The organism is Acidimicrobiales bacterium, from assembly GCA_040219085.1.
GTDB lineage: Bacteria > Actinomycetota > Acidimicrobiia > Acidimicrobiales > JAVJTC01 > JAVJTC01.
Window position 1 is genome coordinate 56,991 of the sequence record JAVJTC010000021.1, and the last position, 22,915, is coordinate 79,905.

The 22,915-nt window shown below is 67.2% G+C and carries 17 protein-coding genes; 8 read left to right on the forward strand and 9 right to left on the reverse strand.

Annotated features, from left to right (window positions below; translation table 11 throughout):
• The first annotated feature begins 6 nt into the window (after positions 1–6).
• On the forward strand, positions 7–3,273 hold the full coding sequence (locus RIE08_09010; protein MEQ8717737.1) for a hypothetical protein: 3,267 nt from the start codon (positions 7–9) through the stop codon (positions 3,271–3,273).
• Entirely contained in the window at positions 3,270–8,297 is a 5,028-nt protein-coding gene (locus RIE08_09015; GenBank protein MEQ8717738.1) for a DEAD/DEAH box helicase, read from the forward strand. Before RIE08_09010 ends, RIE08_09015 begins: the two co-directional genes overlap by 4 nt.
• A 23-nt stretch (positions 8,298–8,320) precedes the next feature.
• On the opposite strand, the gene RIE08_09020 is transcribed toward RIE08_09015, so the two are convergent.
• Positions 8,321–8,527: a hypothetical protein gene (locus RIE08_09020; protein MEQ8717739.1), complete on the reverse strand. Its 207-nt coding sequence runs from the start codon at positions 8,525–8,527 to the stop codon at positions 8,321–8,323.
• Positions 8,528–8,658: 131 nt separating this feature from the next.
• Here RIE08_09020 and RIE08_09025 point away from each other — a divergent pair, with 131 nt between their 5' ends.
• The 4 genes from RIE08_09025 (at position 8,659) to RIE08_09040 (ending at position 12,975) form a co-directional block, all read left to right on the forward strand.
• Complete coding sequence (locus RIE08_09025; GenBank protein ID MEQ8717740.1) at positions 8,659–10,983, forward strand: hypothetical protein; 2,325 nt, start codon at positions 8,659–8,661, stop codon at positions 10,981–10,983.
• Positions 10,984–11,135: 152 nt separating this feature from the next.
• Positions 11,136–11,951 (forward strand): hypothetical protein, encoded by an 816-nt coding sequence (locus RIE08_09030; GenBank protein MEQ8717741.1) that lies wholly within the window; start codon positions 11,136–11,138, stop codon positions 11,949–11,951.
• A 380-nt stretch (positions 11,952–12,331) separates the two neighbouring features.
• Positions 12,332–12,580, forward strand: coding sequence for an AbrB/MazE/SpoVT family DNA-binding domain-containing protein (locus tag RIE08_09035; GenBank protein ID MEQ8717742.1), 249 nt, complete (start codon positions 12,332–12,334; stop codon positions 12,578–12,580).
• Positions 12,577–12,975 carry a PIN domain-containing protein gene (locus RIE08_09040; protein MEQ8717743.1) on the forward strand — a complete coding sequence of 133 codons (399 nt, stop codon included), beginning with the start codon at positions 12,577–12,579 and terminating at the stop codon, positions 12,973–12,975. Before RIE08_09035 ends, RIE08_09040 begins: the two co-directional genes overlap by 4 nt.
• A gap of 143 nt (positions 12,976–13,118) precedes the next feature.
• Here RIE08_09040 and RIE08_09045 read toward each other — a convergent pair whose 3' ends face one another.
• The 6 genes from RIE08_09045 to RIE08_09070 form a co-directional block, all read right to left on the reverse strand.
• Positions 13,119–13,409: a hypothetical protein gene (locus RIE08_09045; protein MEQ8717744.1), complete on the reverse strand. Its 291-nt coding sequence runs from the start codon at positions 13,407–13,409 to the stop codon at positions 13,119–13,121.
• A gap of 103 nt (positions 13,410–13,512) precedes the next feature.
• Complete coding sequence (locus RIE08_09050) at positions 13,513–14,493, reverse strand: hypothetical protein (GenBank protein ID MEQ8717745.1); 981 nt, start codon at positions 14,491–14,493, stop codon at positions 13,513–13,515.
• Positions 14,494–14,595: 102 nt separating this feature from the next.
• Positions 14,596–14,796 (reverse strand): AbrB/MazE/SpoVT family DNA-binding domain-containing protein, encoded by a 201-nt coding sequence (locus tag RIE08_09055; GenBank protein ID MEQ8717746.1) that lies wholly within the window; start codon positions 14,794–14,796, stop codon positions 14,596–14,598.
• 214 nt (positions 14,797–15,010) lie between these two features.
• A complete protein-coding gene (locus RIE08_09060) occupies positions 15,011–15,361 on the reverse strand; it encodes a DUF5615 family PIN-like protein (GenBank protein MEQ8717747.1) in 351 nt (116 codons plus the stop codon).
• The gene (locus RIE08_09065) at positions 15,358–15,780 is read right to left on the reverse strand and encodes a hypothetical protein (GenBank protein ID MEQ8717748.1); all 423 of its coding nucleotides are present in this window, start codon (positions 15,778–15,780) and stop codon (positions 15,358–15,360) included. Before RIE08_09065 ends, RIE08_09060 begins: the two co-directional genes overlap by 4 nt.
• A gap of 96 nt (positions 15,781–15,876) precedes the next feature.
• Entirely contained in the window at positions 15,877–17,295 is a 1,419-nt protein-coding gene (locus RIE08_09070) for a hypothetical protein (protein ID MEQ8717749.1), read from the reverse strand.
• Between the two features lie 405 nt (positions 17,296–17,700).
• Here RIE08_09070 and RIE08_09075 point away from each other — a divergent pair, with 405 nt between their 5' ends.
• Positions 17,701–21,141: a TM0106 family RecB-like putative nuclease gene (locus RIE08_09075; GenBank protein ID MEQ8717750.1), complete on the forward strand. Its 3,441-nt coding sequence runs from the start codon at positions 17,701–17,703 to the stop codon at positions 21,139–21,141.
• Positions 21,142–21,149: 8 nt separating this feature from the next.
• Positions 21,150–21,431: a DUF1971 domain-containing protein gene (locus RIE08_09080; protein ID MEQ8717751.1), complete on the forward strand. Its 282-nt coding sequence runs from the start codon at positions 21,150–21,152 to the stop codon at positions 21,429–21,431.
• Positions 21,432–21,463: 32 nt separating this feature from the next.
• On the opposite strand, the gene RIE08_09085 is transcribed toward RIE08_09080, so the two are convergent.
• Complete coding sequence (locus tag RIE08_09085) at positions 21,464–21,973, reverse strand: nuclear transport factor 2 family protein (GenBank protein ID MEQ8717752.1); 510 nt, start codon at positions 21,971–21,973, stop codon at positions 21,464–21,466.
• On the reverse strand, positions 21,973–22,863 hold the full coding sequence (locus tag RIE08_09090) for an MBL fold metallo-hydrolase (protein MEQ8717753.1): 891 nt from the start codon (positions 22,861–22,863) through the stop codon (positions 21,973–21,975). Before RIE08_09090 ends, RIE08_09085 begins: the two co-directional genes overlap by 1 nt.
• Positions 22,864–22,915: the final 52 nt, after the last annotated feature.

The window sequence follows — 22,915 nt, forward strand, 5'->3', positions numbered from 1 at the left end:
ACGCTCGTGGATGACGACAGAGACGTATCGGCGCTCCAACCGGTGGCGTTCGAACGGCACCTGAGAGACCTACTCGCGGGCGTACGACTCATCGGCGAAGTCGACGTCGAGGGGCCCCTCTACGAGCGGGCGCGGGAAATCGCCGAGGGCGTTGTTGCGAACGAGCTCGCCGTCGCGGGGTTCGCCCGCTCGAGTCCCGCGACTCTCGCCTACTACCTCGTCGCGACCGCGGCACAGCACGCGGACGGCGGCGAACTGTGGCCATACGTCCCCTTCGCCACGGACGACGGCAAGCTCCAGGGCGCCACGGGCAAGGGCTTCCGTGATGCGCTCGTCAAGTTCGGGCTGGAGACCTTCGACGATCTCGTGCGCGGCGGAGCCCGCCGGAACCTCACTCCCATTCTCACTCACGCCATGGTCAACCGGCCCGGCTGCGGCCGACTGCTCACCGAGTTGATCGACGAGATGAAGAAGGGCGCCCGCGGCGCCTCCGAGGTGCTGATCACGTGGCGGCAGACAGAGACGGGAATGGACGGGCTGAGTACACCCGTCCGACGGTTCATCGAGCGCGGCGACGAGGTCGCTCTCGACATCATCGACCGCTACATCGACTATCTGACGGCCAGGGCGAAGGGAACCAACCTCACCAGCCGGGACTTCGGCCTGCCGGGTTTCGTGGACGAAGAGTACGACGAGCTCGACAGTCATACCCGAGCGTCGACGCCCGTTCCGAAGTCGCCGGTTCCATGGGTGGAGTTCGACCCCTGGTCAGGAGAAGGACCCCAACTGGTCCTACCCGAAGCTCACCGGATCGATGAGTGGGTTGTCGCTGCGGGCGGCGAGCAGTACCGCTTCTCTGCCGGCATCCGCAACAGGTCCGTCGACATCGAACCGAACCGTGCCCTGCGGGTTGACGCGCTCCAAGGTGGAGCAGTTGACCGGCGCCAGAGTTTCTCCCTCGACTCACCCGTGCTTCTCTTCGACTACGAGACAGGCGTCCTCCTCGACCGTCAGGACGTGGTGACGACTGACCACGTCACCGTCGTGCACACGGCCGGCATCGAGCTCCGCGTCGATGCGATGACGGGCTCGGCTGTCCCTTCGGAGGAACACCCCGAACTCTTCGGCGTCTGGAGCGCCTACCGGTCAGCGACCCTCGACCTCCGGACGGTGAGACGGATCTCCGTCTACGACACGGTTCTCCACAACGAGGTGGCGACGATCACGGCAACCGCCGCGAGCCGGCGAATAGAGCTGTACGGATCGAGCGTCACGGGAGTCACCGACGCCAGCGGCCGACAGGTTTTCGACGAATTGCCACTCGTCTCGGCATCGACGACGACGCCCGAGCAGGTGCGTGTCCAACTGACAGTCGAGGGCACCGAGACGGTGACCACACTGGCCGACGTCACCGAGGCGGCGCCCGGCCTCTACCGGATCGCGGATGCAGCGGAGAACGTGTTCGGCAAGGTGACCATCCGGATCATCGGCCCACTCGGCACCGACCTCCGGACTGAGATCGTCGTGGTTCCGGGCCTCGAGTTGGACCGCCCGACGTCGGTCGTCGAACCGCGGGCGGCGCTTCGTGTCGGCTTGAGGGCAGACGAGTCCATTGAGTTGGTCGGCCTCTCGGACGGAACGATCGCGTTCCCGCCCGGCGATTCCAGTGCCCAGATAGTCGCAGCGCGCGGTGGAATCGACCGAGCGCTGAGCGTAAGAATTCCGCGTCTCGCCTGGTCCCTCGGGTCCGCCACAGCCACCCACGAGGGATTCCACACGACGCCGATCATCGTCGACCGAGACGACTTCGACGCGACGACCACATCGCTGTTCGTGCGCACGGGAATCTCCACCAGCACCGCGATACGTCTCACCGACTCCGGCGGAGCTCTCCTCCAGGAAAGCGACCGGACGAGGACGGGAAAAGCCCAGGGGCGCTGGCGCTTCGGACTCGAGCGCTTCAGCGACACCGCTCGCCACCATGAAGGCGACCTGACGTTCCAGGTGGACGTGGCAGGCCGGATGTTCGACGTCTGCCACATCCGCTCGATCCACCGGGTGCTGTCCGTGGCGGCCGATGTCGTGTCGGAGGCCGGCGCCAGTGTCCTCTCCGTGCTCATCGAGGAGCCCTTCCCGGCGGACCACACGATCCGACTTTGGTCTCTCGATCGCCCGTGGGAACCACCGACGGAATTCGCCGGCGAGACGTCCAGCGAAGGCGAGCTCAGGCTCGAAATGGACGAGACCCCTGTCTCGGGGCGCTACGTGGTCGAGGTCGCGACGGACGGCCGGGATCGGAGGCTGCCATCGCACGGTGACCCGGCCACGACGCAGATCCAGATCGATGGCGCGGATCCGGAGCCCTGTCCGATCACAGAGATCGTCGGAGGCACAAAGGCGATCGGCCGCCTTTCAGATGACGACGTGACTCCTCACGCTCCGGCACTGTTCGCCGTGATCGAAGCGGCGGTACGTCGGCTCGAGCCGGAGACCGTCTCGAGAGCCGAGAAGGCGGTGGAGGCGCTCTTCCTACCTGACGACCTCTTCGCACGCGTGGTCACCGCGGAAAGTCACGGACGAGACTTCAGCCCGACCGACCGGACGCGTCTCGGACTGCTCGCCATCACATCCGCCGTCGACATCCCTGCCATCGACCTGGGGCAGAGAGAACTCGAAGACCTCTGGGAGACGAACCGGCTGCTCGCTGCCGCCATCGACAGACCACGCGACTCCTCTGCGCAGGACCGCTGGACAGCTCAGACCGGTTGGAGGCCGTCGCCGACAAGCCCGAGCCTGTTTGCACGTGACGACCCGGAACTCGTCAACCTCACGCTCGCCCAGCTTCGGGACGAACTCGCCCTCGAACCGACTCCGCCACCGCGACTCCTCGAACCCGACTTCTTCCACACCGCCCAGCTCGACTGGCTGATGAGAACCGTGGCCGATCGACAGCCGGTGGAACTCTGGGTCCGGCGGTATGGCGACCTGGCCGGATCGAAGACATGCGAGAGGTTCAACGTCCCCCAGTTCGCGGTCGAAGCGCTGAAGTCGGGGCGCAGCCTCTGCGGCCCCCTGACCGGCAACGTCGCGCACGCCGCTTCCGCCGCGGCGCTCCACCTCGTCGCGTTCGGCGGCGACGAGGCCCGCGGACGCCTGGCACTCTGGGAACTCGCAGAACTCGCGCCGCTCCTCGTCCAAAGGCAGGTCATCATCGCCCTCCTCCTGCACCTCGTCGCCACCGGTCAGCTCGATCTGCGGCCGACTGACTCATGACCGCCACCACGGTCACCCTCGATCCGCTCGACGCGGCGAAGACGATCAGCCGGCGCTACGAGAGCTACCTGCGGGACACGTTCATGCCCCAGCGAGAGGATCTCGCTGGTGAGCTGATCGGCGCGCTGCGCAACAAGACGTTGACGAAGGGCCCCTACCTCGAGGCCTCGGCGCCATTCGAGAACGGCGCGCCGATCGCCGGCCTCGTCGCCGAGGGAGTGCTGTCCGAGCTCTTCGGCCGCTTCGGCGACGAGCTCCCCGAGGATCGGCCGCTCTACGTCCACCAGGAGCAGGCCATCCGCAAGGCCGTCGTCGACCGGCGGAACCTTGTGGTCTCGACCGGCACCGGATCGGGCAAGACCGAGACGTTCCTCGTCCCGATCATCAACGACCTGTTCCGGGAGATCGAGGAGGGAACGGTCGAGCGTCCGGGCGTGAGGGCCCTGCTGCTCTATCCGATGAACGCCCTCGTCAACGATCAGGTCAAGCGCCTCCGTCGCCTCCTGTCCCCGGCACCGGAGATCCGCTTCGGCCGGTACGTAGGGGAAACTCAGGAGAAGGCGTCGAAAGCGGAGGAGGACTTTCGGGCCCGCTACCCGAACGAGCCCCGCATCGAAAACGAGATGATCTCCCGCGAAGAGATGCGGGACCGGCCCCCACACATCCTCATCACCAACTACGCGATGCTCGAGTACCTGCTGCTCCGCCCCCAGGACAGCCCCTTCTTCGATGGGCCCGGTGCCGAGCTGTGGCGGGCGCTCGTCCTCGACGAGGCACACGTCTACAGCGGGGCGCAGGGAGCGGAGGTCGGCATGCTCCTGCGCCGCCTGCGCGACCGGGTACTGAGGAGCGAGCGTGGCCGCATCCAGTGCTTTGCCACCAGCGCCACGCTCGGCAAGGGCGAAGAGGACTACCCGGACCTCGTCCGCTTCGCCTCCACTCTCTTCGACGAGACGTTCGATTGGGAGGCCGACGACCCGGAGCGACAGGACATCGTGGTCGCCGAGCGGAGGCCACTCGCGGTCGGCGACGGCTCGCTAACGCTCGATGTCGAGACGATCCGCGAGCTCCGGCAGAGGTTCAGGGCGGGAGCCGGAGTGGCAGAACTCGCTGCGATAGCCGGCGACGGGACGGCTCCACAGCCCACCGACTCTCCGCAGGTCTTCCTGGCGACGTTGCTTCGGAACGAGACCCACGTCCTGGCCGTTCAGAGGATCCTCGAGGACGATGGGGGCGTCGAGCTCGATGACGTGGCCAGACGAGTCTTCCCGGACTACGGGGATGCCTCGGAGGCCCTCGTCGACCTCATCGACCTCGCCATCGCCGCCCGACACGACAGCGCCGACGCTCCCCTCATCCCCGCCCGCTACCACTTCTGGGTCGGATCACTCGAAGGCGGCTTCCTCTGCCTCCATCGCGGTCACCCCGAGGGACATCCCCGTCTTCTCCTTGCCCGCCACGACTCGTGCCCAGCCTGCGAGAAGGCGGGACTGAGTTCTGCGATGGCCGAGCTCGGCGTCTGCCGACGATGCGGGATCGAGTATCTCGTCGGCTCTATTCGAGACCGAGGAAACGGAGATCGGCTGGAGCTCGTCAGTGATCGATCGACCAGTCACGACTACCTACTACTCGCAGACTCCGTCGCCGACGTCGACGACGACTCGATCGCCGGACTCGAGGGCGACCTCGAATCCGCGACGGCAACCTACTTCGACCCCCCGACCGGGTCAGTCACGACAGAAGCCGGTGAGGGGCGCATCCGGGTGCAGCACATCGGGGTTCCTGAGAGGGGCCAACAACTGCACCGCTGCGCTGCGTGCAGCTCCTGGACCTCGAACGAGATCGTGATGCGGCTGCTGACGGGTACCGATGCACCCGTTTCGGTGGTCGCAACCGCCCTCTATCAGGCGACTCCCCCTTCGAGCGACCGTCGTCAGCAGGCGGAGATCGGTGAGGGGCGCAAACTGCTCGTCTTCGCCGACAGTCGCCAGGACGCCGCCTACTTCGCGCCGTATCTGGAGAGGACGTATGGCCGGTCGACGGCGCGCCGTCTGATCGCCGACGCGATCGAGGAAATGACAGACGATCACGGCGCGCCGCGAGTGCCGGACGTCATCGACCACGTCTATCAGGCGGCCGAGAAGGCTCTCGTCCTCGACCGCGACGACGGCCGGACGAACAACCGGCGAGTCGCCGCCGAGTGGGTCGTCCAGGAGCTCATCGCCATCGACCGGCGCCAGAGCCTCGACGGTCTGGGCCTCGCCGACATCACGGTTGCGTTCCCTCGCCGCTTCGAGAGCTCACCAACCCTCGATGCCCTGGGACTCGACCGCGACGAGGGGGCCGAGCTACTCCGAGCGCTCTTCGAGACCATCCGCCAGGCGACGGCGATCACGATGCCGAGCCAGGTGGACATCCGTGACGAGAGGTTCGCACCTCGGAACCGCCAGATCGGACTCCGGGAGCAGGGAGCCGAGTACGGCGTGATCGGCTGGGTGCCATCGGGAAGCTCGGTCAACAGTCGCACGGACCTCCTGAGGAAGATCTTCGCCGCCCGGCGCATCGACGCTGACCCGGTCGACGTGCTGCAGCGGCTGTGGCGTGACGAGCTCACGACGCCCACTGGCCTGTGGTCCAACGTCCTGCTCAGCGAGAACGATTCGAAGACCGGCACGACCTGGCGTCTCGACCACGAGCGCATCGAACTCGTGGCCCGGCGTGCGGATCACATCCCTCGCCGGTGCGGCACCTGCATGCGCATCTGGTGGCACTCGGTGTCCGACGTCTGCCCCGGGTGGCGGTGCGACGGCACGCTCGGTCCGGAGGACGGCGCAGCGCTCGACTCGAACCACTACGCGCAGCTCTACCGGTCGATCCAGCCAATCGGGATGGCGGTGCAGGAACACACCGCCCAGTGGGCCACTCAGAAGGCCTCCCAGATCCAGGACGACTTCGTAGACGGCCGCCTCAACATCCTGAGCTGCTCGACGACCTTCGAGCTCGGTGTCGACGTCGGCGAGGTCCAGGCGGTTCTTCTCCGAAACGTGCCACCGCAGGCATCGAACTACGTCCAGCGGGCCGGACGGGCCGGCCGACGCATCGACTCGGCGGCGCTCGTGGTGACCTACGCCCAGCGGCGCTCCCACGACCGCAAGCACTTCGACGACCCGACCCCAATGATCGAGGGGACGATCGATCCGCCGGTGATCATCATCGACAACGAACCGATCGTCCGGCGCCACATCCACTCCGTTGCGTTCGCCGCGTTCGAGCGCGCCGTCGTGGACTCAGGCCGGCCGGCCCACCACAACGTTGGGGAATTCTTCCTAACCGGGGACGAAGGCGCGACCCCTGCCGACATCGAGTTCGTCGAATGGCTCGGGACACAGCCGGAGGCTCTTGGGGACGCGATCGAGCGGATCACCCCGGCAACCATCGCCGACCGCATCGGTGTACGGAGCTGGGACTGGGTGGGGGCGCTCGCCGAAGAGCATGAGGACGAGCCCGCCTTCGGATGGCTGGGGCGAACCCAGCACGAAGTGCGGGAGGAGATCGGCCACCTCGAAGAACTCATCGAGAACGCATTCGCCGAGAAGAACGAGCGCCCCATCAACGCGCTCCGGAGGCTGCACAACACGCTCACCGGCCGTCAACTCCTCGGCTTCCTGAGCAGTCGGAACATCCTTCCCAAGTACGGATTCCCCGTCGACGTCGTCGAACTCGACCTACGGCGAACCGGCAGCAGCGTCGCGGCGAACCTCGAACTGCAGCGCGACCTGCGACTCGCCATCGGCACCTACGCACCGGGCGCTGAAGTGGTCGCCGGCAAGCACACCTGGCGTTCCATCGGTCTCAAGACGAGGCCCGGGCATGCCCTGCCGCGCTACAGCTGGCGGGAATGCAAGGAGTGTGGCGGGTTCCGATCGAGCCTCCACGAGGTGGAACCGGCGTGTCCGCACTGCGGAGGAACCGACGCGAGCGACGGCGGCCGCTACGTCCATCCGCTCTACGGATTCGTCGGCACCGAGAAGGGCGAGACCGGCGAATCCCGCCCCTTGCGCTCGTCGATGATCGACACATGGTTCGGCGCCTACGGCGCCGACGTGCCCGACTTCACCGAACTCGACGGACTCGGCCGTGCCCTCGTGCGGTACCGGGCGAGCCGCCAGGGACGGATCGTCGCCATCAACCGCGGCCCGGGGCGCCGCCCCTTTCGGATCTGCAGCCGGTGCGGGCACGGCGACGTCGCACCCCAGGGGAAGCGGGCCAAGCCGAAGCCCCACAACGATCCACGGTTCCCCGGCCGGGAGTGTGACGGCCAACTGACCCCTGTCGGAATCGGCCACGAGTTCCTCACCGACGTCGCAGAGATCCAATTCGGCGGCATCAACAAGCGCCTCTGGTCCGCGAACGCGATGCGCAGCCTCCTGTATGCCGTGCTCGCCGGGGCCGCACGGCGTGGCATCTCCGCTCGGGACGTCGACGGGACGCTGCACATCTACTCCCGGTCCGAACCGCCCGCCCTGATCCTTTATGACGCTGTTCCGGGTGGAGCGGGCTACGCACGGTTCCTTCTCGAGGACCTCGAAGCACTGTTCACAGAGGCGCTCGCCGTAGCCGAGTCATGTGAGTGCGCCGAGAACGAGTCCTGCTATGGCTGCCTGCGGACGTACTCGAACCAGCTGTTCCACGACGAGCTGGCGCGTGGCGATGCAATCCTCCTCCTGCGGGAGATCCTGGGCGAGGCAGCTGACCACGGGTCCGATGATCTAGACATGTTCAGCCCACTCGTACGCCCCCTGCTAGCTGCGGTGATCAGCTCCGGCGCCGAAATGCCAATCGCTGGTTACGAGGTCGAGGACCCCGACAGTTCAGGGTGGATGCTCGAGGCGGCATGGCCGACACCGCGGATCGCCATCACGCTAGAACGTGATGAACAGCGCGACCGCTGGCTCTCAGCCAACGGCTGGGACGTACGGCACGTCCACGATTGGACGCCGCCGAGCCTCCAGGCGGCGCTGTGAGCGGGGCGAACGGGCGAAGTACCTCAGCAGAAGACCCGGAGGTTCGGGATCTCCACCCCGTTCCTCCTCAGGTCGGCCGCGAACTCCTTCATCGCCCGATGGTCAGATGGCGAAGACGAACCCACCACCATGCGCCCGTTGGGGCAGCGGACCTTGATGTGGCCCGAACCGGCCCATTCGACCTCCAACCCAAAGTCCTTCAGCTTGCGCAGAACCTTCTTCGCTCTCATTTCCGACCTCTCGGTCCACGGCAGCCGACTCGCCCGGCCGTCCTGATGAGGTCCGTTCTCCTCGCTGAGGTCGCAGCGGCCCACCGTCCTGCGACTGGCAACCGTCCTGCGACTGAGTTGCGGGCAGGAACATGAGCCATTCGGACCAGGAAGTGCTTCGGAACCAATGGTCAGAGCTGATTCGGCGCGCAGCCGAGGAGGCCCGATCCCGCGACTCCTCTCACAGCCGGAAACAGCCGTGGACCGTTGCCGCGGAGCAGATCCAGTCCGGCAACGACGGCAAGTGCCCTGCGTCGAACACCGTGAGGGGCTGGATCGAAGAGGGCACCGTCCCTCACGCCGACTTCCGCGACTCCGCATGCGCGTTCATCGGTCGATACGTCAGGAAGGAGGCGCGGGAAGAGGCGACGACTCTGATCCTTGCCCTCGACACGGACAACAAGACCGCCGCACGGCGAGGAAGATCCGAACAGGCTTCGCGTAGCTCGGACGAGTTGAGGCAGTCGCCGATACCTCCACGTCCGGACCCTCGCGACCGGGCACGACGGGATTTCCTTCACCTGCTGGTCAACGGAGAAATGCCGCTTCTTGCGGACCTCGACCTTAGTGCGCCGCATTATCAGTTGGGATCGGCGTTGACCGACGGGCAGGCACCTCCTTACGTGCGCAGAAGGCTCCAGGACACGGTCGAGGCACGACTGGCCAACGCTGTCCAAGCCCCACGCGAAGGTCGGCACCCCTGGACGCGAACCGTGATACTCCACGGGGCGCCAAAGACTGGGAAAACCCGTCTCCTGCTTGAGACACTCCGCGAGCTACAGCCCATCGACGAGTGGGGTTCGGGAAACACGCGGCTGATCTATCCACGTCGCGGCAAGCTTCGAGAGGTCGCTGAAACGACATTTCATGGGGCCCAATGGGAACGAGAACAGTACCTGTGGGTCGTCTTCGTCGAGGACATCCACAATGAGCTCGATCAGCTGACGATGCAGCTTCTCCGAGAACTCGTCGCCGGCAACCAGCCGGTGGTGCTCACTGCGACCTTGTGGACGCATGAGCTACCTGCGCGAAAGCCACACATTGAGGCCCTCGGTTTCGACCCAGCAGTGGTCATGGGCATTCGAGACTCGTGGGTTGGCCCCCTGTCGGTGGCTCTGGATGCTGAGGAGCGCGAAGCGGCAAACGAGATGTTCCGCGGTAGCGGCATTCCCGGCGACTCATTGGTCGAACTTGCACCGCTTCTTGCCTCGCGTAGCAGCCTGGCAGAGGCCCTTCTCGGCGATCTCGAGTCCATAGACCCCAGCTCTCAATGCCTAGCGCAAGCTCTACTTGCGCAGTCGTTCATCGCTCCCGACGGGCTTCGCAGTGACGAAATGTTCGCGATCTTCGAGGAGCTGTTCTCGCTTACGGCGCCAGGAAGGACGCCGCCGAGCTGGGATGCCCTCCACTCCGAACTTGTTGAGCGGCAGGCTCCACTCGCACCAAGAACGAGCTACTCGGTGGTGGCCGAGCCAGAACCTGGAATCTGGGCGCTCCACGACGTCCTGGTACCGGTGGCGGCCGAGTTCAGCTCTGAGCCGTGCCCGGTCGCCCTTGCGCCGATGTGCGATGTGAAGACGCAGTACGAGACGGGACGACGGCTAAGCCAAGCCGGGTTGTCCTCCAGCGGTTCTCACTGGTTCGCTGCCGCGGTAGACGCTGCGCCTGAGGTCGTCCTCTGGTTAGAGGAGGATTCGCTCTACGGCGCGCAGGAGGCCGACGACGAGTTGCACCGTGGAGCCCTGGTGCAGCTGGCAGAAGCCGGGAATAGTGATGCCATGTACAGCCTCGGCGTAGTCGCAAACCATGAGGAGGACCGGGACGAGGCCATTCGATGGTGGTCGAAGGCTGCGGAACTGGGGCAACCAGACGCGCTGGTGTCCTTTGGCGCGATCTGCTTCGACGACGGAGAGGAAGACACCGCCCTAGAGATGTGGCGGCTCGCGTCGGCTGACGGGGACAGCCGTGCCGTCGTCCTGCTCTACGCCGCAGCGGTGATCTTCGGCGATGGCGAACGGTCGATTGGTCTTCTCAACGAACTCATGTCGTCCGGACATGAGCGGGCGCGGCCGGCCCACAACTCGGAAGCGCCAACCAGCGACTCGGCACCAATCATTGTCGAGAGATTGCTAGCGGATGCAGGAGGCTTGGGACTGTCCAGCGCGTTCATGTACCTCGCCGATGAGCTGATGCACAACGACGGACTTCCGGGCAGCGAATGGGGCCAGGGCGGACACCGAAACGCCGGCATCGCCGCATACGACTATGCATGCCGTGCCGCTGAACTCGGAAGCGACGAAGGAGCTGCACTCGCGGAGTGGCTCCAAGATGTGCTGTTCTCGGGCGGCTACGACATCGACTCGATGAACGACGGAGGCGTCGAAGAGTTCAAAGGGCTTGACGAATTCTTGGAGTAGCTGTGCTGGCCAGTGACACTAGACAGCGACCGTGGCTTCGGCGCGACCTGCTCGACGCGTTGGAGGGGGAGCTTCTCCGCTGGGGGGGCTACCTCGACGGCTTGATCGTCGCTTCGTCGGAAGCCTGGAGGCAGCTCCGCTACCGTTCCGAGATGGCGAAAACAGGCAGTTCTCAGAAGACGTCCACCCGCTCAAGCGTCCGGCTGCCGGCCAAGCTCAAGTCAGAGGTGGCAAAGGCGCTGGGCTTCTACGTGTACGCACTCATCGATCCACGCAACAACGAGATCTTCTACATCGGCAAGGGCAAGGGTTCCCGTTTCCTCGCCCATCAGAGCGAAGCCGTCCGGCAATCTGGAAAGTCCGCGAAGGCGGAACGGATCCGCAGCATTCTCGATGCCGGGCATACGCCGAGCGTGGACATCATCCGCCACGGGTTGAAGGACGAGAAGACGGCCTTCCTCGTCGAGAGCGTCCTCATCGATGCGCTTCCCGGGCTGACGAACAAGGTGTCGGGCCACGACGCTGATCGACTCCCGCTCGACGAGCTGATCGTCCGGTATGCCGCACCAGAGCTCTCGAACGACGCTCCCCCGGCAGTCATGATCAGGCTGCGCGCCTGGCAGGACGCCCCCGAGAAGGTCGAACGGGGTTACACCCGCAAGGGCCATGGGTGGCGAAGCGGAATGCCCCTCGAAGAGTTGGCCGACTCGACCCGTGCCTGGTGGAAGATCAGCCCGGACACGGTCGACCGCAAGGGGGCACAGCACGCCGTCGCCGTGTGCGAGGGCATCACCCGCGGGGTGTTCGAGATCGGGAAGTGGATCGGCCCACGGAAGGACGGCCGACGCGCGTTTCACGCTTTGCCGGTCGTCTCCGGCCCGGTATTCGATTCCTACATCGGCGATGTGGGCAAGCGGCTCCCCGCCGCCCGTGGCTCCCAGAATCCCATCACCTACTGGCCGGCCTGACAGCCGTCGCCGCTACGGAGCGGTGTTGCAGCGAATCGCACACGAGTCCTTCGCGATGTCGCCCGTCGTCCCCGAATTCGCTATGACACCGCTCGGATGTCCAACCCGGTGCCCGCCTCGGACGGCAGTGGATCAACCCGACCCACGCCACTCAGCGGACCCTCACCTGCCCGACTGTCCCGTACGTTCAACGCAGGTCGCGCCACCGCCAACGGGACCCGTCGACCAACAACTCGGGGTCGCCGGTCCACAGCTCCAGGTCCTCGGCGACGACGTTCGCGGCGGGCGCTGTCGTACCCCGGGGCTACACATGCGCAATGGCACGACAGGAGAACGGCACTACGGTGTCCTTACCTCAGCGCATAAGTAAGGAGACCCTGGTGGAGGTTGCCGCGAGAGTCACATCGAAGGGCCAGATCACCATCCCGAAGGCCGTCCGGGACGCTCTGGGCATCAGCAGCGGCGACGACGTCGTGTTCAGGATCCATGGCAACCGGGCGGTGCTGGCCCGGACACCGGACTTCCTCGAGCTCGCAGGCTCGGTCGACGTACCCGCCGCCAAGCGCAACATCGCCTGGGACGACGTGATCCGCGCCGCACGTGAGTCGAGAGCCGCCCGGCGACGATGACGGCCTTCGTCGACACCAACGTCATCGTCCGACATCTCACCGGCGAACCACCCGAGCTCGCCGAGCGGGCGACGAGATACCTCGCCTCGGGCGAACGCCTCCTGCTCACCGACCTGATCCTCGCCGAGACCGTGTACGTCCTCGAGTCCTTCTACGAGGTGCCCGTCGCCGACGTGGCCCGGGCGGCCCGCTCGCTCGTCACCTACGGATCCGTCACCTGCGTGGACGTTCCGCTGCTGTTGCGGGCGATCGAGACCTACGAGTCCGAGCGGCTCGACTTCGCCGACGCCTACCTCGTCGCCTGCGCTGAGTCCACCGGGGTCGGGCGGGTAGCCTCGTTCGACCGTGCGATCGACCGGGCTCCCACGGTGGAGAGGGTCGAGCCGCCTGCATGACCCAAGCCGCAGCGACCGCCGGTTGTCGGCCCGATCTCTGTAGCGAGTCGAGCGTGGAGTACGCCGCCGACGCTACGAGTCGCCGTCAGCGCCACGAGCACCGGCGTCGTCGGCACCCCGGCACTCTGGCGCGCCAGCCTCGCTCACACCGTGCCTTCCGTACCTCGAAGGGACCTCTGGGATTCGGCTTCCTCATGAATCAGACACGGCCGCAGCTTCCGCGTTGTCACCGACACGTGCGGCCTTCCCGCGGGCGATCCCGTAGTGCCGTCAGCGTCAGGCCTCGGCACGAACCGCAGGAGACTCCACCTCGAGGCGTACTCGCACCGGCCTCCGCTCGCGATGATGCGCGCCACGCGGGCCGGGTCGTGGTTGTGGAGCCGGACGGGAGGGCCACCGTCGTCGGCGAGGAACTCGATGACGTCGCCGGCCATGGAGGCCATCCCTGCGATCCCTGCCTGTTCCGATTCCATCACGCGCTTCCACTGGATCCAGTGGACGTTGTGGCCGGAGTGGTAGCTAGAGCACGTCACGCCCTCACCCCAGGGAGAGCTGGACGCCGTCGTTGTCGATCAGCTCCTGGCCGGTGAAGGCGAGTTCGCCCCGCCGACCCTGACGATCGCCGATCAGGTACGTCGAGTCGAGGTCGAGCTCCGCGTACGTGATCGAGAACCGGCCCGACAGCTCGCAACCGAGAAAGGACTCGAAGGAGGCGTCGAGGCTGGCGATGGAGATGACGTCGCCGAACTGGTCGGTCATGTTCATGATCATCCCCTCGCGGATGTCGCCGTAACCGCCGTCGCCCTCGCATCCGCCGAGGATGTCGTAGCTGTACTCGTCGCCTTCTGTGCCAAGGAGCGTGAATGACACCTCCACTCCGCCGGAGGGGCGGCGCTGTTCGCCGTCGGCGTCGAACGAGGCGGCGCACGCGCTCGGATACCAGTCGGTCGGCGACAGCAGGTCAGCCACCACTTCCTCGAGAGCGTCGAAGTCGACGTCGCCCGCATCATCGGTCGCCTGTGTGAGTGCGCTGTCGATGAGGTCCTCCCGCTCGTCGCCGCCGATGCCGATGTCCTCCGCCGCGTCGAGAACGGCACCGGTTTCGGCCTGACACGCCTCGTTCTGCGCGCCCGTGAGGTCACCGGTTGCCGACGGCTCGTCCCGGACGAAGACCACGTCCCCACCGCTCTCGGAGATCTCGACGACGACGCAGTCCGTTGCATCCACCTCAGTGGTCACCTCGTCGAACGACTCGCTGCCCGCGGTGGGCCGGCTCCGGGTCTCACGCGACACGACGAATCCTTCGTCATCGAGAAGGTCGTAGCGGAACTCGTACTCGTCGACCTCGAGCTCGGTCAGCTCGGCGATCCGCCCGTCGCCCATTTCGAAGTCGACATCACGATTCGGCAGATCGTCGGTCAGGTCGACCGTGCAGGTCATCGCCTCCTCGGTCCCCGAACCACCGCCACATGCCGCCGCCAACACGGCCACCATGATCAATCCCGCCACCCGCTTCATCTCCACACCTTCCCGTTGCGCTTGTCACGCTCCGGTACGGCGTCACCGTGACACGGCCGGCAGGGAAGTCCCGCAGCGGCGACGACGCCTGCCCAGAGCCGCTCAGCGCAGGTCGCGCCACCGCCAGGGCGACCCTTCGACCAGCAGCTCAGGGTCGCCGGTCCATAGCTCTAGGTCCTCGGCGACGGCGACGTGGTCCCCGTGACGCCAGAAGCTGACCTCGTCACCGGGCTCGATGCCGAACTCGTCGCGCAACTCCTTTGGGATCACGACCTGCCCCTTCGGCCCCACACGGTGAGTCATACCGATGAGTATGACTCTGCGTCACGGCCGCACGGACATGAGGCACACCGTCGCCCCGTTGACACATCAGCCGACTCAACTACAGTCTCAGGGGACGGCAGCAGTAGCGGCCGTAAGTAAGTCCGGTCAGCCTGCGGATGCGTGGGGGGCCGGACTTTGCGCTTTTCAGCCGAAGAATTCGCTATGACACCGCTCCGCCCCCCCTTCGGAGCCCTCAGCCGAGCCAGTGGGCATGGGCGTACGGATCCTCGTTGTCGGCGGCCCAGCGATCGATCTCCGTGGCGAGTCGTGCGTGGAGTGCACCGCTGACGCCACGGCTCGCCGTGAGCGCCACGAGCACCGGCGTCATCGGCAACCCGGCGCTCTGGCGCTGATCCAGCAGCGGCAGGAAGTCGGACGCGTTCTCAGTGACGAGAGTTCGCCGGTCTTCCACCGCACGGGCGAGAACATCGCCGTCGGAAGCTCCGCCGAGGCCGATCGCCCGGACGTGTAGAGCATCGTGGCCCCGGGCGACGAGCAACTCAGCGACCTGCTCGCTGTACATCTCGTCGAGCAGGAACCTCACTCCGCCAGCACGGCCGAGCGGGCGGCGGACAACCGGCGGACCCGCTCGAGCGCACGCTCGTTCTCCTCCAGGCGTCGCTCGATCTCGTCGAGATGCTCGGCCGCGTAGTCGATGGCCATGCGGACCAGCCGCGGGTCGAGACCCAGACTGTCGGCGGCGGCAGTCACCGCCGCATCACCCGAGGCGCCACTCGACCGGACGGCCCGCACGATCTCGTCCACATCGGGACCCCCTGCAACACCCGCACGCCAACCGCTCGGGCCCGGGCGGTAGACGATGCCCGGATGGTCGATCCCTGCGAGGCCCTGCTCCAACAGTCTGGTCACCAGCGCCGTCTCCGAGACGCCCTCCGCCTCAGCCCGACGGGCGAGCCGCGCCTTGAGATCGGAGTCCAGACGGTACGAAGTCGGCGTAGCCATGACCCGAGCGTAGTGCACTAGCACTACTCCGCGGCTGGGCAAGGGCCACCCGGGCCAATGCCGATCCGACTGTCACTCCCCGCGAGAGCGCACGACTCAGGCGCGGCAGATCACGTAGCTGCGGAACAGCAGACTCAGAACCGTCGTGTCCTGCGTGCGGGTGCCGTCAGGAAGACGACAGGTATCGCCGGACTCGAGGGCGCGTTGCCATATCGGCACACTGATCCGCGCCAGTAGCAGCTGCCTTCCACCGGCCTCCACCAGGACCGTCGAATTCGTCGTCGACACGTCCGACACCGTCGTAACCGTGCAACCGAATCCGGTCGAGATGCCGAAAGCCTCGGGCTCCACCGCAGACTCGGAATGGCAGTCCAGGTTCGGGACCGGCAGCAGCGCTTCGAAACACCCGGGCGACCACTCCGGGCCGAAGTTGAAGGATGGAAACGCCTCCCCACTCGGCGTCGAGGCGACGTAGCGGTCGGTGCCGTCAGGTTTCGCGACGTAGACCTGCCGGGTGGATCCATCGTCGCCGTCCCAGGCGACGAGAGTCCCGTCCGGGGTGAACTTCGGCTGCTGGTTGTCGGTCGGGTCGGCTCCCGCGCCCACGTTGGAGATGATCGAGCGGCTCGAGCCGTCCGCGTCTGCGACGAAGACGTGCTTGTCAGGACCGATCTCCCCGGACCAGGCGACCTTGGTCCCGTCCGGATACCAGGTGGGGAACCGGTTGTTCGTCGGGTCCGCCCCTGCGCCGACCGTCGATACGACATCCCGGTTCGTGCCGTCGGCATCCGCCACCCAGATCTGGCGCACCGAACTCGAATCGTTGCCGTCGAAGAGGATCCGGGACCCGTCCGGTGACCACGCCGAGTAGATCGACACACCGGGGTCGAAGCCGTCGTCGACGCTCGAGAGCTCGATGCGATCGGTCCCGTCCGCGTTCGCCGCGAAGATCCGCTGACCGGCGACACCGGTGCCGGACCACGAGATGCGTGACCCGTCGGGCGACCAGACGGGGGTCTGGTTGTCGGTGGGATCCGGATCCGCGCCGACCGACGAGACGATGGTGCGACCGGTGCCGTCGGGATCGGCGACGAAGATGTGCCGGTCGGGCCCGTCGAAAGCGCTCCACGCGATCTTCGAGCCGTCAGGTGACCAGGCCGGCAAGATGTTCGTCTCGGGATCCGGATCCGCGCCGACCGTCGAGATCTCGACCCGATTCGCCCCATCGATGTCAGCGACGTAGATCTGCGGTGTCGACCCGTCGTTGCCACTCCACGCGATCCTCGTCCCGTCGGGCGACCATGCAACGTGCTGGCTGAACTCCGGATCCGGATCCGCTCCGACCGTCGACACCTCCAACCGGTCCGAGCCGTCGACACCTGCGACGTAGATACGCAGCGTGGTCGAGTCGTTGCCACTCCACGCGAGACACGAAGCGGCGGGTTCGCCGGCGGCCGGGGACGACGAACCGACGAGCGCGAGCCCAGTCGCGGCCATCATCCCCGCGACTGCCAAACAACCGAATCGACCCTTACCGGTCCGCCATCTGGAGAAGTCCGCCATCTCAGTTACCTCTGGTCCCGCTATAGGTCCGATGTCTGCCGGTAGTTCGACACGCGTCGCACGAATCGTATGTTCTGATTCTTCTCGCCTGGTGGATGTTGTGCCGGCTACGCCAGCAACCCACCGCTCTCGAAGATCTCGACGATGGGGGCAGGGCTAGGCCGCTGCAACGGCTCACTGCATCGTCGCGTGGACGTCCTTCACCAACAGCACAGATGGAGCGGGTCGGTCGGCAACGAATTCGCTATTACACCGCTCGAATGCGGACAGACTCGCGCTCCCAGGCCCGCCGACTCTCCGCCCCGGCGCAGCCTGTCACGCCCGTCGGCTACACCATTGACCGGAGGCGGGTGAGCCATGCAGGTCATCGACGGGACCACGATCTACAGCGCGAGCGACCTGACGTCGTTCCTCGAATGCCGCCACAAGGTCGGCCTCAAGCTCGCCGCGGCGCAGGCCCGGGCCGGCGGTGACCCGGTGACCGACGGAGCCGACGGCGCCTACGGAACCGACGGCGCCCTCGGAACGGAGCGAGCCGACGACGTCGACCTCGTCGCCCGCCACGGCCTCGCCCACGAACAGCGCCACCTCGAATCACTACGGGCGCGGGGCCTCCACGTGGTCGAAGCGCCCGAGCCCATCGAACGCTCCCTCGCCGGATTCCGCGCCGCCGCCGACGCCACCGTCGAGATCATGCGGGCCGGCCCCGACGTCATCTTCCAGGCCGTCCTCTTCGACGGCACCTGGCTCGGCTACGCCGACTTCCTCACCCGGGTGGACCGCCCGTCGGCCCTCGGCGGCCACTCCTACGAGGCCCGGGACACCAAGCTCGCCCGCTCCACCAAGATCAGCGCGCTCATCCAACTGGCCGACTACAGCGCACACCTCGAACGCCTCCAGGGCGCCGCCCCCGAGACGATGCACGTCGTCCTCGGCGACGACACCACCGAATCCGTGCAGGTCCGCATCGCCGACGCCTACCACCGCCGGCTGCGGCGCCGGTTCCTCGACGCCGTCGGCACCGACCTGCGCGCCGAGTACCCGGTGCCCGTCAGCCACTGCGACATCTGCGAGTACGCCCAGCGCTGCGCAGACCGCCGCACCGCCGACGACCACCTCTCTCTCCTCCCCGGCGTCCGCCGTGACCAGGTGGCCAAGCTCGAGGAGGGCGGCTACGCGACCGTCGCCGCGCTCGGCACCGCCACTCCCCCCGTCACGGTCCCCCGCCTCGCCGACGGCACCACCGAGCGGCTCCACAACCTCGCCCGCCTCCAGGTGGACGCCCGGGCTGCGGGCGAACCGCTCTTCGAGCTGAAACCGCCCTCCGACGACGGCGTCCGCACCGGCTTCGACCTGCTCCCCGAACCCAACCCGGGAGACCTCTTCTTCGACCTCGAAGGAGACCCGTTCATCGGCGACGAAGGCCGTGAGTACCTGTGGGGATGGTGCGACGACCGCGGCGAACCCGGCTACGTGTCCGCGTGGGGGCACACGGCACAGACCGAGCGGGACGCGGCGGTCGCCTTCATCGACATGGTCACCGCCCGCCTCGCCGAGCACCCCGGCATGCACGTCTACCACTACGCCTCCTACGAGATCACCGTGCTCAAGCGCCTCACGGCGGTCCACGGCCTCCGCCAGACCGAGCTGGACGAACTGCTACGCACCGAGGTGTTCTGCGACCTGTACACGGTGGCCCGCCAGGGGCTGGCCGTGTCGGTGCCGTCGTACTCCATCAAGAAGCTCGAGGCCTTCTACCGCGCCGGACGCAACACCGACGTGACCTCCGGAATGGAGAGCGTCGTCGCCTACGAGGACTGGCTCGACACCGGAAACCAGGCCCTGCTCGACGACATCGAGGCCTACAACCGCGACGACTGCGTCTCCACCCTCGAACTGCGGGACTGGCTGGTCTCGATCCGCCCGCCGGCCGCACCCGCCGAACCCGACCCGGACGACGACGGCGCCGAAGACACCGAGCCGACCGACAATCAGCTGCGCGACGAACGCCGAGCGGCACTCGTCGAACGCCTCCTCGACGGCACGGCCGCCACAGAACCCGGCGGCGGCGGCCCCATCGACCCGACCGTCCTTCTCGCCGGCCTGTTGGGGTTCCATCGCCGCGAGGCCCGCCCCGCCTCATGGCAGATCTTCGCCCGCCAGAACATGACCGACGCAGAACTCGTCGACGACAGCGAATCCATCGGTCAGATCACCTACGAAGGCCCGGTCGACACCGAGAAGCAGTCCATCATCCACCGCTACCGCTTCGACCCGGACCAGTCCCACAAGCTCGGGGCCGGCGACAAGGTGCTGGACCCCGACACTCTCGACGGCGTCGGGGCGATCCGGGCGCTCGACGACACCGAGGGCACCGTCGACTTCAAGGTGGGCAAGAACCGGCCGGCACCCACCCCCCGTGGGCTGATCCCCGGCTGGGGACCCCCCACCGCTTCCCTCGAGGAGGCGCTCCTCGAGATCGGCGAGTGGGTGGCCGACAACGGGATCGCCACACCAGGGCCGTACCGGGCGGCGCTGGACCTGTTGCGCCGCGTCCCTCCCCGACTCGGCGACCACACGCCCGGCGCCCCGCTCGTGCTGGACGATGACCCCTCGGGCGCGCTCCCCGGCCTGGCCGCCCGCCTCGACCACTCCCACCTCGCCGTCCAGGGTCCACCGGGCTCGGGCAAGACCTACGCAGGCGCCGAACTGATCTGTCACCTCGTGCAACTCGGCCGCAAGGTCGGCGTGACCGCCAACTCCCACGCCGTCATCGAGAACCTGCTGACCGAGACGTGCGAACACGCCGACGGCGACATCCGGGCGATCAAGATCGGCGGCGACCACGACCCCGAAGAGGTGGACTTCGAGTGCGCGGGGAACCACCCCGGCACCCGCGACGACATCGTCAGCCACGAAGGCGGGCTCGTCGTCGGCGGGTCGGCGTGGTTCTTCAGCCACGCCGACATGCGTGACGTCTTCGACGTGATCGTCATCGACGAAGCCGGGCAGCTGTCGCTCGCCAACGCCGTGGCGGTGTCGACCGGCGCCGACAGCCTCGTCCTGCTCGGTGACCCCCAACAGCTGGACCAGCCGATGCAGGGCTCGCACCCGCCCGGCACCGCCACCTCCGCTCTCGGCCACCTCATCGGCCACCACGACACCCTCCCGCCCGAACTCGGCGTGTTCCTGGACCGGACGTGGCGCATGCACGCCGACGTGTGCGGCCCCGTCTCCGAGCTCTCCTACGACGGACGGCTCCGGAGCCGGGACCTCTGCGCGGCCCGGCGCCTCCTCGACCACGGGACCGGCATCCGCTGGGTGCCCGTCGCCCACGAGGGCTGCCGCAACGAGTCCCCCGCCGAGGCCGAACGGGTGTCGGAGATCGTGGACGCGCTCCTCGCGGACGGCTGGGTGAACGACGACGGCGCCAAGGTGGCGCTGACCGCCGCCGAGATCCTGGTGATCGCGCCGTACAACGCGCAGGTGCGCCGGCTCCGCAGCGTCCTCGGCGAGCGGGCCCGGGTCGGCACGGTCGACAAGTTCCAGGGGCAACAGGCCGCCGTCGCCATCTTCTCGATGGCGGCGAGCTCCGCCGAGGACATCCCCCGCGGCGTCGAGTTCCAGTTCAGCCGCAACCGCCTCAACGTGGCGATCAGCCGGGCGAAGTGCCTCAGCATCGTCGTCGGCAGCGAACGCCTCCTCGACGCCCGCTGCCGCAACCGGGACCAGCTCAGCCTCGTCAACGCCCTGTGCCGCCTGGTCGAGACCGCGCAACGGCTCCCGGGCGGACTATGAAGGTCTGCATGCTCGCCGATCTCGAACTGCCCGACCATGTGAGCTTCGTGCGCGCCACCGCGGGGTTCACCGCCGACACGGTCCCCGTCGGCCTGCTGAAAGCGCACCGCGTAGCCGCCGGGAACTGGGGGCTGCTGCGGGTGATCGCCGGGACCGTCACCTTCGTGCTCGAGGAGACAGGCGAGTCCCGCGAGCTGCACCCCGGCGACGCGCAGGTCATCGAACCCGACACCGCCCACCACGTCGAGCCCGACGCCGACGCGGTCTTCGTCGTCGAATTCCACCGCTGACGCGGGCACCCCGCGCAGCCCGACGACCCCGCCTACCGGTAGACGGGGTCGTCGGGGAACCGGGCGCCGTGGGCGAAGACGTCGAGATCGAGGGCGATCGTCGCATCGGCAACCGGCACGTCGCCGCTGAAGTCGTGCACCACTGTGCGCTGCGCTATCCGCCACTCGCCGTCACGGCGGGCGAGCACGTCCACGTAACGACCGACGAACAACTGGAGGTCGTCGGGTGCGGCCTTCAGCCGGCTCGCCGCCACGAAGTACGTCTCGGCCGAAGCCGTGCCGGACTCGGCGTCCACCTCGATCAACATGTTCCCGACGTGGTGGATGGAGAACAGCGCTCCGGAGAGCTTCGACGCGACGATCATCTCCGCGAACTCCCAGCCGTTGCCCTTGAATGAGCCGTGGTCGTCGACGGCATCGGGGTGGTAGACGCTACGCAACAGCTCGAGATCGCAACGGTCGACACCCCGGCAGTACCGCAACAACACGTCCCGGATCTGCTCGCGGGCCACGATCCACTCCAACGCTTCATCCCGGATCATCAGGGTGTTGCCACCTGCGCGGGGTCGAACGTCAGCCGCTTCGTCCCGTCGGCCTGGACGAGGCGGCCGAAGATCAGGTCGGGGAAGTGGCCACCCGCGGCGATCGTGTCGGGCGCTTCGAGCTCACGGATGATGCGTTCCTTGGTCCGGCGCGCCAGGTCCACGTCAACGTCGAACACGAAGTCCAACTCGAGCGCCGAGATCTCCACCGGGCAGTGGATGGCGTCGCCGAGGATCACCGCACGCTGATCCCCCGACGACACGACGAAGCTGCAGTGCCCCGGTGTGTGACCCGGCGTGGACATGAACTGCACGCCGGCCACGGGCATGTGGCCGTCGTCGACGAGCTCCAGCCGCTCCCCCATCACCGACCGCTTCACCTCGCTCGGCGCCAGCGGCACCTCCCCACCCGGCCCCTCGAACCAGTAGTCCCACTCGGACTGCGCGACGTAGTGCGTCGCGTTCGGGAAGACGGCCTCACCGCGGGCGTCGTCGCACACCCAGCCGACATGGTCGGGGTGCAGATGCGAGTAGAGGACGCCGTCGATGTCGTGTGGCGTCAGGCCGACCGACGCGAGGCTGACGAGAAGGCTCCCGCCCACCAGGTCGCCCTCGAAACCGCCGCCGACCACCGCGCCCAGGTCCACATGGGCGGGACCGAAGGCGAGGTCGACGAGCATCTTCTCGTCGCCGGACTCCACGAGCAGCGACCCGAGGCTCATCACCAGGAAGCCGTTCTCGTCCACCACCTCCGGGTGGATGGCGAAATGCTCCTCGGTCGAGCCGCCGTACTGGGCCAGCGGACGGACGTGATGAACGCCGTCGGGCAGCCAGGTCAACGACACCTCACCGACGGTCGTCGAACAGATCGACGCAGCGCGAACAGACATGGGACCTCCCCCTTCAGAGACCCATCGTCGCGTGGAATCGGGGCGGCGGAAG

Coding starts and splice junctions, on each gene's coding strand:
- RIE08_09075 (MEQ8717750.1), top strand. CDS start 17,701: ATGCAGGTCATCGACGGGACCACGATCTACAGCGCGAGCGACCTGACG.
- RIE08_09020 (MEQ8717739.1), bottom strand. CDS start 8,527: ATGAGAGCGAAGAAGGTTCTGCGCAAGCTGAAGGACTTTGGGTTGGAG.
- RIE08_09015 (MEQ8717738.1), top strand. CDS start 3,270: ATGACCGCCACCACGGTCACCCTCGATCCGCTCGACGCGGCGAAGACG.
- RIE08_09055 (MEQ8717746.1), bottom strand. CDS start 14,796: ATGACTCACCGTGTGGGGCCGAAGGGGCAGGTCGTGATCCCAAAGGAG.
- RIE08_09065 (MEQ8717748.1), bottom strand. CDS start 15,780: ATGGCTACGCCGACTTCGTACCGTCTGGACTCCGATCTCAAGGCGCGG.
- RIE08_09050 (MEQ8717745.1), bottom strand. CDS start 14,493: ATGAAGCGGGTGGCGGGATTGATCATGGTGGCCGTGTTGGCGGCGGCA.
- RIE08_09085 (MEQ8717752.1), bottom strand. CDS start 21,973: ATGATCCGGGATGAAGCGTTGGAGTGGATCGTGGCCCGCGAGCAGATC.
- RIE08_09090 (MEQ8717753.1), bottom strand. CDS start 22,863: ATGTCTGTTCGCGCTGCGTCGATCTGTTCGACGACCGTCGGTGAGGTG.
- RIE08_09045 (MEQ8717744.1), bottom strand. CDS start 13,409: ATGGCCGGCGACGTCATCGAGTTCCTCGCCGACGACGGTGGCCCTCCC.
- RIE08_09040 (MEQ8717743.1), top strand. CDS start 12,577: ATGACGGCCTTCGTCGACACCAACGTCATCGTCCGACATCTCACCGGC.
- RIE08_09080 (MEQ8717751.1), top strand. CDS start 21,150: ATGCTCGCCGATCTCGAACTGCCCGACCATGTGAGCTTCGTGCGCGCC.
- RIE08_09025 (MEQ8717740.1), top strand. CDS start 8,659: ATGAGCCATTCGGACCAGGAAGTGCTTCGGAACCAATGGTCAGAGCTG.
- RIE08_09030 (MEQ8717741.1), top strand. CDS start 11,136: ATGGCGAAAACAGGCAGTTCTCAGAAGACGTCCACCCGCTCAAGCGTC.